The organism is Pseudarthrobacter sp. PvP004, from assembly GCF_017876035.1.
Classification (GTDB): Bacteria; Actinomycetota; Actinomycetes; order Actinomycetales; family Micrococcaceae; genus Arthrobacter; species Arthrobacter aurescens_A.
Map to the genome: position 1 here is coordinate 3,417,365 of NZ_JAGINL010000001.1, position 11,892 is coordinate 3,429,256.

10 protein-coding genes are annotated in these 11,892 nt (G+C 62.6%); 7 read left to right on the top strand and 3 right to left on the bottom strand.

The genetic code is table 11. The features are described from left to right. Window positions 1–80 precede the first annotated feature (80 nt). Both J3A64_RS15350 and J3A64_RS15355 read left to right on the top strand, forming a co-directional pair. Window positions 81–2,051 carry a primary-amine oxidase gene (locus J3A64_RS15350; protein ID WP_210064755.1) on the top strand — a complete coding sequence of 657 codons (1,971 nt, stop codon included), beginning with the start codon at window positions 81–83 and terminating at the stop codon, window positions 2,049–2,051. A 115-nt stretch (window positions 2,052–2,166) separates the two neighbouring features. Next, window positions 2,167–2,766 (top strand): TetR/AcrR family transcriptional regulator, encoded by a 600-nt coding sequence (locus J3A64_RS15355; RefSeq protein ID WP_014920651.1) that lies wholly within the window; start codon window positions 2,167–2,169, stop codon window positions 2,764–2,766. A gap of 63 nt (window positions 2,767–2,829) precedes the next feature. Here the strand turns inward: J3A64_RS15355 and J3A64_RS15360 are convergent, their stop codons facing one another. Further along, window positions 2,830–4,188 carry an MFS transporter gene (locus tag J3A64_RS15360; RefSeq protein ID WP_011773332.1) on the bottom strand — a complete coding sequence of 453 codons (1,359 nt, stop codon included), beginning with the start codon at window positions 4,186–4,188 and terminating at the stop codon, window positions 2,830–2,832. A 212-nt stretch (window positions 4,189–4,400) separates the two neighbouring features. Next, the gene (locus J3A64_RS15365) at window positions 4,401–5,315 is read right to left on the bottom strand and encodes a LysR substrate-binding domain-containing protein (RefSeq protein WP_210064756.1); all 915 of its coding nucleotides are present in this window, start codon (window positions 5,313–5,315) and stop codon (window positions 4,401–4,403) included. A gap of 133 nt (window positions 5,316–5,448) precedes the next feature. Here J3A64_RS15365 and J3A64_RS15370 point away from each other — a divergent pair, with 133 nt between their 5' ends. Genes J3A64_RS15370 through J3A64_RS15385 form a run of 4 tightly spaced genes read left to right on the top strand, consistent with a single transcriptional unit; the run spans window position 5,449 to window position 9,142 of the window. Beyond that, entirely contained in the window at window positions 5,449–5,871 is a 423-nt protein-coding gene (locus tag J3A64_RS15370) for a RidA family protein (protein ID WP_011773330.1), read from the top strand. Next, entirely contained in the window at window positions 5,868–6,539 is a 672-nt protein-coding gene (locus J3A64_RS15375) for a DUF1028 domain-containing protein (protein ID WP_011773329.1), read from the top strand. The genes J3A64_RS15370 and J3A64_RS15375 overlap by 4 nt, the downstream gene beginning before the upstream one ends. Next, the gene (locus tag J3A64_RS15380) at window positions 6,529–7,686 is read left to right on the top strand and encodes a M20 family metallopeptidase (RefSeq protein WP_210064757.1); all 1,158 of its coding nucleotides are present in this window, start codon (window positions 6,529–6,531) and stop codon (window positions 7,684–7,686) included. Before J3A64_RS15375 ends, J3A64_RS15380 begins: the two co-directional genes overlap by 11 nt. A 37-nt stretch (window positions 7,687–7,723) precedes the next feature. After that, complete coding sequence (locus J3A64_RS15385; RefSeq protein WP_011773327.1) at window positions 7,724–9,142, top strand: aspartate ammonia-lyase; 1,419 nt, start codon at window positions 7,724–7,726, stop codon at window positions 9,140–9,142. Between the two features lie 208 nt (window positions 9,143–9,350). Here J3A64_RS15385 and J3A64_RS15390 read toward each other — a convergent pair whose 3' ends face one another. Beyond that, the gene (locus tag J3A64_RS15390) at window positions 9,351–10,628 is read right to left on the bottom strand and encodes an NAD(P)/FAD-dependent oxidoreductase (RefSeq protein ID WP_014920646.1); all 1,278 of its coding nucleotides are present in this window, start codon (window positions 10,626–10,628) and stop codon (window positions 9,351–9,353) included. Window positions 10,629–10,902: 274 nt separating this feature from the next. Between J3A64_RS15390 and J3A64_RS15395 the strand changes: the two genes are divergently transcribed. Continuing rightward, a complete protein-coding gene (locus tag J3A64_RS15395) occupies window positions 10,903–11,889 on the top strand; it encodes a malate dehydrogenase (RefSeq protein ID WP_210064758.1) in 987 nt (328 codons plus the stop codon). The last annotated feature ends 3 nt before the right edge of the window (window positions 11,890–11,892 follow it).

Sequence of the window (11,892 nt, forward strand, 5' to 3'; positions counted from 1 at the left end):
TTACGCCGGCCTGTGAGGTGGGTAACATCAAAGCGTTGGTTGAACAGTTGTACCATCAAAAATCGACTTCAGGAAGTGCCATGACCCTTCAGACCACCCCCTTGGCCGCAACGACGCAGGCTCCGCTGGGGCAACATCCGCTTGAGCAGCTCTCGGCACACGAAATCCACCAGGCGCGCCGGATCCTGGCCGATGCCGGGCTCGTCGCAGAAACCACACGCTTCGCTTACCTGGGCCTGATCGAGCCACCTAAGGCCGTCTTCCAGGCAGACGCAGCAGATGCCCCTCGCTTGGTCCGGGCAATGCTCTGGGACGCCGCGCAGTCGCGTTCCCTCGATGTCAGGCTGTCCCTGGCCACAGGCCTCGTCCTGGATCAGCGTGAACTCAACCCGGAAATCGATGGCCAACTGCCGGTCCTTCTCGAGGAATTCGGGATCATTGAGGACATTCTGGCTGTAGATCCACAGTGGAACGCAGCACTGGCCAGCCGCGGCCTGACCCCCGCCCAAGTCCGCGTCGCTCCCCTCTCCGCAGGCGTCTTCGAGTACGGGAATGAGGAAGGCAAGCGACTGCTCCGCGGCTTGGGATTCCGCCAGGACCACCCCGCGGACCACCCGTGGGCCCACCCGATCGACGGGTTGGTGGCTTTCGTGGACATTGAGAACCGGCGCGTCAACCACCTGATCGACGACGGCCCGGTTCCGGTACCAGAGGTCAACGGCAACTACACCGACCCCACCATCCACGGAGAGCTCCGCACGGATTTGAAGCCAATAGAAATCACCCAACCCGAGGGTCCCAGCTTCACCTTGGAAGGCAATCATCTGTCTTGGGCAGGCTGGGACCTCCGCGTCGGCTTCGACGCCCGCGAGGGATTGGTGCTCCACCAGCTCCACCACTCGCACCAGGGACGGCGCCGCCCGGTGGTCCACCGCGCATCCATCTCCGAAATGGTGGTGCCGTATGGAGACCCGTCCCCGTACCGAAGCTGGCAGAACTACTTCGATTCCGGCGAATACCTGGTGGGCCGGGATGCCAACTCACTCAAGCTTGGTTGCGACTGCTTGGGCGATATCACCTACATGTCCCCGGTGGTGGCAGATGATTTCGGCAATCCGCGCGTGATCGAGAACGGCATTTGCATTCACGAGGAAGACGCGGGAATCCTGTGGAAGCACACGGACGAGTGGGCAGGTTCCAACGAGGTTCGCCGCAACCGCAGGCTGGTGGTCTCCTTCTTCACCACCGTGGGCAACTACGATTACGGCTTCTACTGGTACCTCTATTTGGACGGCACCATCGAGTTTGAGGCGAAGGCTACGGGCATCGTGTTCACGGCAGCACTCCCGGACAAGGACTACGCCTACGCGTCGGAGATCGCTCCGAGCCTTGGTGCCCCTTACCACCAGCACCTCTTCAGCGCGCGCCTGGACATGATGATCGACGGCGGCACCAACCGGGTTGAGGAACTGGACCTTGTACGGCTTCCCAAGGGGCCCGGGAACCCTCACGGCAACGCCTTCACACAAAAGCGCACAGTGCTGACCCGTGAATCGGAGGCAGTCCGCGATGCCGATGGCACCAAGGGAAGGGTGTGGCACATCAGCAACCCGGACTCGCTGAATCACCTGGGCCACCCGGTGGGCTACACCCTTTATCCGGAGGGCAACCCTACATTGGCCATGGCGGATGATTCCTCTATCGCTTCGCGGGCCGCTTTTGCCAAACACCATTTGTGGGTCACGCAGCACGCAGAGGACGAGCTTTACGCCGCAGGCGACTTCGTCAACCAGCACCCCGGAGGTGCAGGGCTTCCCAGTTACGTGGCTCAGGACCGCGACATCGATGGCCAGGACCTCGTAGTGTGGCACTCGTTTGGCCTGACGCACTTCCCGCGGCCCGAGGACTGGCCTATCATGCCCGTTGATACCACCGGATTCACCCTGAAGCCGCACGGCTTCTTCGATCAGAACCCCACACTCAACGTGCCATCGTCCTCCACCGAACACTGCGCTCCTGCAGAGCAAAACACCGGCACCTGCGGACACTGAGGGCGTAACCCGCGTTTTACCTGCACCTACCACCGCGGGGGCGCGCCCCGGCGTCCCCGCGGTGGTAGGGTGCTCACGGTCCGGCCATGGCCACCCGCCCGAACGAAGGAACAGCATGCCCCGCTTGGTTGATCACGAGGAACGTCGCCGTTCCATCATCGAAACCACGTGGCGGCTGATCGCGGAGCAGGGCATCGAGAACGCCAGCATGCGGGACATCGCCAGTGAATGCGGCTACGCGGCACCGGGAGTGCTGGCCCATTACTTTCCCAATAAGGACGCCCTGCTGCTGGCGTCCTACGAGTTGATCTGCGAACGCACCAACGAACGCATCGCGGCTGGCACGGCAGGCCGTCGCGGCCTTTCGGCCCTCAGAAGGTTGTGCCTGGAGATCATTCCGGCCGATCCCCTCACCGTGGTGGAGGCCCGCGTGGCGGTGTCCTTCTGGCAGCGGGCGCAGACGGAAGACGCGCTGCGGGCAGTGGGTCGGGAGGCTTTGCTGCACTGGCGTGGGCTGGTGTTGGGTTTCCTTGCCCAAGCAGAGCACGACGACGAATGCGCACCTTTGGCGGATCCGGATGCGGTTGCCGATGAGCTGCTGAACATCATGATGGGCCTGCACGTCACCTCCATGCTGGATCCGGACGCCGTCACCGGTTCCCGGCAACGGCACCTGGTGGAGCGGGCGCTGGCGCGGCTTGCCGTCACTGTTTGACCCCATCAAACAGACAATTCACCCCCGTACGCGAGGGTGAATTGTCCACTGGATGGTGTGTGTCTACGTGTGCGCCACGCCCTGCGTTGCCCGGGACGGCGTTCCCGGCGAGTGCAGTTCTTCCTCGTCCATCAGGTTCTTGCCTTTGCTTTCCTTCATGCTCAGCACAGCAGCAAGTCCTACAAGGCCCACCAGGATCAGGTAGAAGGCGGGCATCATGTCGTTTCCTGTCTGCGCAATGAGCCAGGTCAGGACGTACGGGACGGTTCCGGCGAAGATGGCCGCGGTGACGCTGTAGGCGATAGAGAGCCCGGTCTGCCGTGTTCGGGTGGGGAAGAGCTCGGCAGCTGCTGCCGCATGAACTCCAAGGATGAGGGCCAGGATGACGCCCAGTCCGATGGTGCTGACAATGCCAGCCCAGGCTGTGCCGGTCTGCATGATCAGGAACAAGGGGTACGCCAGTACCACCAGTGAAACGGCGGCAGTGATCAGGAGCGGCTTTCTGCCGATCCTGTCGGACAGCGCGCCCACTAACGGTACGAGAATCAGGCCCGCCACGGAAGCCGCCGTGGAAAGCAGCGCGGCTGTTCCGGCGTCGAAACCCAGCACTTTCTCCTGATAGGTCAGGAGGTAGACCAGCACCACGTAGAAGGTAACGTGCATCATGATCTCCAAGCCGCTCATCTGAAGCAGCTGCTTGCGGTGTTTGGTGAAGACTTCCTTGACGGGGCTCTGCGGGACGTTGCCCAGCTCCTCCAGGGAACGGAATTCCGGAGTGTCTTCAATCTTGGACCGGATGTAGAAGCCGATGACACCCAGGGGAACTGCGATCAGGAAGGGAATGCGCCAGCCACCGCCGGCAATGGCTTGTGCGTCCATGGCGCTGGAGAGCACGAAGACCACCAGCGAGGCCGCCAGGAAACCGAGGAGGCTTCCGAATTCGAGCCAGCTGACGCCGAATCCACGGTGCTTCCTGGGTGAGTACTCGGCCAGGAAGGCGGCCGCGCTTCCGAACTCACCGCCTGCTGCGAGGCCTTGGACCACCCGGGCGGCCACAAGCAGGATAGGCGCCCACAGGCCGATGGCGTCGTAAGTGGGCAGTAGCCCGACCACCAGCGTGGCACCGCTCATGGAGAGAATCACGATTGACAGCGTCTTCTTGCGGCCGATCCTGTCGCCGAGGGTTCCGAAGATCAGTGCGCCCAGGGGACGGACGCCGAAGCTGATGGCGAAGACGGCAAAAACTGACAGCAGTGCCGCTGTGCTGTCTTGTTGGGGGAAGAAGACCACGGCGATGGTGGACGCAAGGTAGGCGTAAATAGCCCATTCGAACCAGTGGACAAAGACGCCGATGGAACCGGCGGCAACGCTGGTGCGCAAACCCTTTCTGCTGATCTGCCCCTCGATGTTATTGGTGTTCACAGTTCCTCCTGGAGGAAAAGATCCGATGCTGGGATGGGGAGAGCGAGCCTGTGGCGGTCGACGTTGACCGACCTGAGACTGCGCCACCAGGGCACGTGATGTGGATCACGCTCGATTGCTGGTATAACCATTTTCGAGCGCGGAACTGTGATCTGTCGAATAGATTTTTAACACCAATTGCATCTGCTGAACAGATGCAGCGGGAACCGGACCTAGCTTCGCGCCGAGCGGGCGGCGACGATCTGATGCCTGACTGCTTGCGCTACCGCCCGCACCCTCGCCGTGGGGCGGTGGGACTTCAAGTGCGCCAGAACTGTCTTCAATTCCGGCACGTCGTCGCTGATTTCGACGGCGGCCAGCTGGCCGCCGTCGTAGGTCAACTGGTGCTGTGGCCGCTGGTGAAGGATGGAATAGCCGAGGCCGCGCGCCACGAAAGTGCGCACCGTTTCATAGCTGGCCGATCGGAACCTGATGTCCGGCTCCTGGCCACCCAGCCTGGCGATGGACATCATGAGGTCACGGGTGTGGGGCAAGTCCAGCAACACAAAGGGTTCGCCGCTCAGTGCGGACAGTTGAACGGTCTTTGATCCTGCCAGTTTGTGGTTTGGCGGCAGTGCCACATAAGGCCGAACGGTATCCACCACGGAACGGGCTATCGCTTCGGGAAGGTCCAGGTCGTAGCACAGCGCCAAGTCCGCCTGCCCGCTGAGCAAAGCGGCGATGCAGCCCGCAGTATCGGTCTCGATGACTTCAGCTACAAGTGCGGGGTGATCTTCCCGCAGTTTGGTCAGGACACCGGGAAGCAGGAAAGGCGCAAGCGTGCTGAAGCAGGCTATGCGGATCCGACCGGAGACACTCTGGTGCTCTCCGCGTGCGTGGTCAACGCTCTCCTCAACCTGCGCGAGGATCGCCTGCGCGTCCCTGACGAAGAGCTCCCCTGCCGGCGTGAGCACCAGGCCCTTGGAGCGCTGCCTGATGAAGAACTGCGTGCCTACGTGGCGCTCCAGCTGGGCAATCGCAGCCGAAACTGCCGATTGGGCAACATTCAGGCGGACGGCCGCACCTGTCATGGACAACTGGGCTGCCGCTTCCACGAAATAGCGCAACTGCGTGAGGGTCACATCCATGCCACGAGAGTACACCCTGCATCAGAAAAGTCGATGCAATCGTTCTAAAAGAACTGTTGGACAGATTTAACGCGCCGCAGGAAGCTGAAGGATACGAGCACCCGGCTAACAGGACTGAAAGGCAAGCTGCGACATGAAGCACCAGCGTATCCGTACGTTCAACACAAAAGAGACCTATCCGGAGCAGAACCTGGATAACGATCTTTGCCAGGCCGTTGTGGCCAATGGCGTGGTTTACCTTCGGGGCCAGATCGGACAGGACCTGGAGACGCGCGAGTCTGTGGGCATTGGCGACGTTGAAGCCCAAACGGAAAAGGCCATGGCCAACATCGACATGTTGCTCAAGGAAGCCGGAAGCAGCCTGGAGGACATCGTCAAGGTGACCGTCTACCTCATCGATCCTCGCTACCGTGAGACCGTCTACCGCACCATGGGGCGCTGGCTCAAGGGAGTGTTCCCCGTGTCCACCGGCATCGTTGTCCAGGCCTTGGCCCGCCCGGAGTGGCTCGTGGAAATCGACGCCACCGCAGTGCTCTCCACGGAGGCACAGCAGTGACGTTCAGTATTGCCGCAACCGACAGCCACGGCAGATTAGGCATAGCGGTCTCCTCGTCCTCCCCCGCCGTTGCAGCCCGCTGCGCGCATCTGCGTGACGGAATCGGCGCCGTCAGCTCCCAGAACATCACCGATCCTCGACTGGGAACAGCGCTGCTGGACCGAATGCAAGCCGGATATTCCGCGCAAGAGGCGATGGACGCCGTCGTACAGGAATCACCCGCCGTGGACTATCGGCAACTGGTGGTTCTGGACGCCAAGGGTGGATCCGCCGTGTTCAGCGGCGCGCATACCCTTGGCTTGTTCGGCGAAGGACGGGGTGCGAACAGCGTGGCTGCCGGCAATATGCTGGCGCATCCGGGCGTTGCCCAGGCCCTGTGCGACGCGTTCGAAGGCGCCAAAGGCGAACTGGAAGTGCGCCTGATGGCTGCCCTGCGAGCCGCTGAGGCAGCAGGCGGCGAGGCCGGACCTGTGCGCTCAGCGGGTATCTCGGTGGTGTCCGGACACGGCTGGCGCGACACTGACCTCCGTGTGGACTGGCATGAGGATCCGATCGCTGAACTGGGGGAACTGCTGGAAGTGTGGCTTCCGCAGCGACAGGACTACGTGGTCCGCGGCCTGGACCCCGCCGCTTCCGTCAGCTATGGGGTGGCCGGCGATGAGCGCTGAACCGGCAACCACCTCGGCTCCGGCTGTCCAACGCGACCGGGTGCTGGGTTCCGTGACCGCCCAGCAGCCTTCCCTGGTTCGGCTCTCGGACGCCCTGCACGCCAACCCGGAGCTGGGCTGGCAGGAACATCGCGCCGCCGCCTGGACCGCCGACTATCTGACCGCCCATGGCTTTGAGGTGGAAAGGGAGTACTTGGGCTTCCCCACGGCGATCCGTGCGGTCTTCGGAACGGGCTCCCGCCGCGTTGGGCTCATGGCTGAGTACGACGCACTTCCAGGTCTCGGCCACGCCTGTGGCCACAACATCATCACGGCCATCTCGTGCGGTGCCGCTGTGGCCTTGGCGCAGTTCGCCGCCGAGCGTGATCTGACGGTGGAACTGTACGGGACGCCCGCCGAGGAAGGCGGCGGGGGGAAAATCGAGTTGCTCAAGAGAGGCGCCTTCCAGGGCTTGGATCTGGCCATGATGGCGCATCCCAGCCCTGTGGACTCCGCTGAAGCCCGTCCGTACGCCGTGGCCCACAACCACGTGGAGTACAGGGGCAAGTCCGCTCATGCTGCTGCTTATCCCGATCAGGGAGTCAATGCCAACGACGCCTTTATTGTTGCCCAGGTGGCGTTGGGCCTCCTCCGCCAACAACTGCCGGCGGGTACCCGTGTCCATGGGATTCAGACCCGGGGCGGCGAAGCCCCCAACGCCATCCCTGAGAAAACGGAAGGCCGCTGGTACGTCCGTGCCGAGTCACTTGCCCTGTTGGGCGAGCTTGAGGAGCGCGTTCACCGGTGCTTCGAGGCCGGGGCCTTGGCGTCCGGCTGCGAGTTGTCGGTTACCGCGGAATCGGAGCCCTATTCGGAGTTCCGTACGGACCTGCGGGCACTTGAGCTGTACGTGCGGCACGCGGAGACTCTCGGCCGTGACTTCAACGCACCGCCGGAGCAAGCCACCATGAACCGGGCCTCAACAGACATGGGCAATGTGTCCCAAGTGGTGCCGGCCATCCACCCCTATATAGGACTCGGCTGCTTCCCGGCAGCAAACCACCAACCCGAGTTCGCCGCGCATTGCGTCGGTGACGCAGCCAACCTTGCCATTCACGACGGCGCAGCCGCCTTGGCACTCACGGCGCTGGACTATCTGGCAACGTAGCCGGGTATTCCATGACTGCACTTCCAGGAACAGGACCATGACACAACAATCATCTTCTCCCCTCCCGGGAACACGGCGGGAGCATGACAGCCTCGGGGACGCTGACGTTCCCGAGGCTTCCTACTGGGGCATCAGTACTCTACGGGCGGTGGACAATTTCCCCGTCAGCGGACGAACCATCGGCACCCTGCGTTCCCTCATCTGGAGCCTGGGGGCCGTGAAATACTCCGCAGCACGTGCAAACGAAAGCTTGGGCCTGCTCGATCCGGAAAAATCCTCGGCCATCCAAAAGGCTTCCTTGGAAGTCATGGATGGCCTCTTGGATAACCAGTTTGTGGTGGACACCATCCAAGGCGGAGCCGGGACCAGCACCAACATGAACGCCAACGAGGTCATTGCCAACCGCGCGCTGGAGCTGATGGGTCAACGTAAGGGCGACTACTCTGCATTGCACCCCATTGATGACGTGAATCGCAGCCAATCCACCAACGATGTCTATCCGACGGCCATCAAGATTGCCCTGCAGCGGGAAATCTCGGCGTTCTGTGCGGAGCACGCACAGCTCATCCAAGCATTTGATGCCAAAGCAACGGAGTTCGCCGGCATCATCAAAGTGGGCCGCACCCAACTGCAGGACGCTGTTCCGATGTCCATGGGACAGGAGTTCGGGGCCTTCGCCGACACCCTTCGTGAAGACGGCCACCGGCTCCTTGAACTCCTTCCCCACTTGCGGGAGTCCAACCTTGGAGCCACGGCCATCGGCACCGGCATCACCGCTTCCCCCGGCTACCGGGAAGCTGTGATCAGTGAGCTCAGTTCCATTACCGGCATGCAGCTCACCTCCGCGACAAACCTCGTGGAGGCCACCAGTGATACTGGCGTCTTCATGCTCGTGTCCGGTGTCTTGAAGAGGGCAGCGGTGAAGCTCTCCAAGATCTGCAACGACCTCCGCTTGCTCTCTTCGGGTCCGCAGACGGGCTTCGGGGAGATTTCGTTGCCCGCAGTGCAGGCCGGGTCCTCCATCATGCCCGGGAAGGTCAATCCGGTCATCCCGGAAATGGTCAACCAGGTTGCCTTCCGGGTGATCGGCGCCGATGCGACCGTGACCATGGCCGTGGAGGCGGGGCAGCTCCAGCTCAATGCTTTCGAGCCGGTCATTGCTGACGCTTTGCTTGAGTCGATCGCATGGCTCACCGTGGCCTGCCGCCAACTCCGGACGCACTGCGTGGACGGCATCACCGCGAATACGCAGCTGCTGCAGCAACGGATGGTCGAATCGATCAGCGTGGTCACCGGCTTGGCACCACTGATCGGGTACGCCGCTGCAGCCGAACTGGCCAAGGAGGCTCTCGCCTCCCATCGGGGCATTGCCGAATTGGTGATTGAGCGCGGGCTGCTTGACTCGCAGAAAATGGAGGCGGCTCTTTCGGCCACGTCGCTGGCAGGGCTCGGCTGACGTCACCAACCCCGCAAGGCCCGACGTCGGCACTCACGCGAGTGCCGACGTCGGGCCCTTTGTCGTGCGTCAGCAAAGCCGGGCGTGCGTCAGCAAAGCCGGGCGTGCGTCAGCAAAGCCGGGCGTGCGCCAGCAAAGCGCGGCGTTGGACACGGCAAAGGGACCATGCCGATGTGGCATGGTCCCTTTACTGTGCTTGTCCCCCCAGTCAGACGGCGCCGCTCGCCACCAGCGCGTCCTGTTCGTTGTGGACCAGGTAGCTCCGCTGGATGGTGATCTGGTCGGCAACGTACTTGGCGTCGTGCCAGACACCCCAGATGAAGCTGGAGCCTCGGCGTGACTGCCACGGCAAGCCCAGGAAATAGACGCCGGGTTCGGTGGACACACCGCGTTGCTGGAGGGGTTTTCCCTTGTCATCAAACGCGTCCACTTGCAGCCAGCTGTAGTCCACTGCGAAGCCTGTTGCCCACACGATGGACGTGATTCCGGCACTTGCGAGATCGAGCTCGCGGATGGGGTTGGTAAGGCTCTCCGGATCGGGTCGCAGGAAGCGGGCCTCGGGTTCTTCGGGGAGGTCCAAGCCGTTGCGTTCAACGTACGCGTCGGCTTCGTCGAGCAACTCCAGGTAGTGTGCGTCGCCGTTTGCGATGTTGGTACGGAGGTCATCCGCGAAACGCATGGTTCCGTTATCGAACGCCGTGGTCCGTCCCACGAGCTTGATCCCGTTCTCTGCGAGCGCGCGGAAATCGACCGTGTGGCCGCCGTCCGCCCCGCTGACTGCGATAGTCACATGTTCGGCGCCCGCAGCGGGAGTGGAGGCGTCCCACTTGCCGAGCACTCCGAGCCACCAGCAGAAGTCCCGGCCGCGGTAGTTCCGCGGCGGGCGGTCATGTGGCCCAACTGAGAGGAAGACCTGGCGGCCTGAACGCTGGATTTCCGCGGCGATCTGCACGCCCGAGGACCCTGCCCCGACCACCAGCACGGCACCTTCCGGCAACTGGCCAGGGTTGCGGTAGGAGCTCGAGTGCATTTGCATCAGTCCTGCGGTTTCGGGAACGACGGCGGGGATCACCGGCCGCTGGAACGGCCCGGTGGCAGCTACGACGTAGCGGGCGTTGAACTCGCCATCGGACGTTTGCACATGGAAGCCCGGCGCACCGACGTTCCTGCGCACGGAAGTCACCTCAACACCGCAACGGATGGGCGCCCCGATCTTCTGGGCGTACGCCACGAAGTAGTCGGCGACCTGTTCCTTGGAGGGGAACGAGCCGGGCTCGGTGTCGGTGAATTCCAGGCCCGGGAAACGGTCGTGCCAGGCGGGGCCGTTGGCAACCAGGGAATCCCACCTCATGGAACGCCACCGCTCGGCGATACGGTGGCGTTCCAGGACGATGTGGGGAATTCCCCGCTCGCTCAGGTGCTCGCTCATCGCTACCCCGGCCTGGCCCGCGCCGACGACGAGGACCTCAACCTCTTGGATTGACATGTGATCTCCTATTTGGCGAAAGGTCACAGCGCGCATAGATGGCTCCCGTCGTTGGGAGCATCGGCTGGAATGAGGGGCGCTGTGGCCCTTTTTCTGTGACGGTTAATTCATTCTCACGCGCCCAAAGTGCATCTGCATAGCGAATAAAACCGCGCAACAACATCGGAAATTATGATGAAGCTGTACCCGCCGGCACTGGGACCCACTGCTCTGTGGCACCATGACATACAGCTTGCAAAGCCCATCGACCTCACATCGATAAGGAGAAACTCACGTGAGCAGTCCCATCAAGATCGCTGTGACCGGCGCGGCTGGCCAGATCGGCTATAGCCTCCTGTTCCGGATCGCCAGCGGTGCCCTGTTCGGTGGCGATACTCCAGTGCAACTCCGGCTCCTGGAGATCACGCCCGCGTTGAAGGCACTTGAGGGTGTTGTCATGGAGCTCGACGACTGCGCGTTTCCCGCGCTCGACTCGGTGGAAATCGGCGACGACGCCGACCATATTTTCGACGGCGTCAACCTTGCCTTACTCGTTGGCGCCCGTCCGCGTTCCAAGGGCATGGAGCGCGGCGACCTTCTCAGCGCCAATGGTGCTATTTTCACTGCACAAGGCAAGGCCCTGAACCGGGTCGCGGCCGACGACGTCCGTATTGGCGTGACGGGCAATCCGGCCAACACCAACGCCTTGATTGCGATGAGCAACGCCCCGGACATCCCGGCCTCGCGATTCAGCGCCCTGACCCGGCTGGATCACAACCGCGCCATAGGACAGCTCGCTGCCAAAACCCACGCCAGGGTCGGAGATATCCGCAAGATGACCGTCTGGGGGAATCATTCTGCAACGCAGTATCCGGACATCTTCCACGCAGAAGTCGCCGGCAGAAACGCGGCGGAGGTGGTGAACGATCAGGACTGGATAGAGAACGACTTCATCCCCACGGTTGCCGGGCGAGGCGCAGCGATCATCGAGGCCCGGGGCGCGTCCTCTGCGGCATCGGCAGCGTCGGCAACCATCGACGCAGCCCGCGACTGGCTGCTCGGCACCCCCGAGGGCGATTGGGTTTCGATGGCCGTTGCATCCGACGGATCATATGGGGTGCCCGAAGGTCTCATGTATTCATACCCAGTAACTACCTCAGGCGGAAACTGGGAAATTGTTGAAGGACTGGAAGTGAACGACTTCAGCCGCAGGAAGATGGACGCTACAGCCGCTGAGCTTTTCGACGAGCGCGCCGCCGTGGCGAATCTCGGCCTGATCTGATGA

What these genes read in the sequence shown, in the direction of transcription:
- J3A64_RS15350 (WP_210064755.1), top strand. Translation starts at nt 81, where the DNA reads ATGACCCTTCAGACCACCCCCTTGGCCGCAACGACGCAGGCTCCGCTG.
- J3A64_RS15355 (WP_014920651.1), top strand. Translation starts at nt 2,167, where the DNA reads ATGCCCCGCTTGGTTGATCACGAGGAACGTCGCCGTTCCATCATCGAA.
- J3A64_RS15365 (WP_210064756.1), bottom strand. Translation starts at nt 5,315, where the DNA reads ATGGATGTGACCCTCACGCAGTTGCGCTATTTCGTGGAAGCGGCAGCC.
- J3A64_RS15370 (WP_011773330.1), top strand. Translation starts at nt 5,449, where the DNA reads ATGAAGCACCAGCGTATCCGTACGTTCAACACAAAAGAGACCTATCCG.
- J3A64_RS15380 (WP_210064757.1), top strand. Translation starts at nt 6,529, where the DNA reads ATGAGCGCTGAACCGGCAACCACCTCGGCTCCGGCTGTCCAACGCGAC.
- J3A64_RS15385 (WP_011773327.1), top strand. Translation starts at nt 7,724, where the DNA reads ATGACACAACAATCATCTTCTCCCCTCCCGGGAACACGGCGGGAGCAT.
- J3A64_RS15390 (WP_014920646.1), bottom strand. Translation starts at nt 10,628, where the DNA reads ATGTCAATCCAAGAGGTTGAGGTCCTCGTCGTCGGCGCGGGCCAGGCC.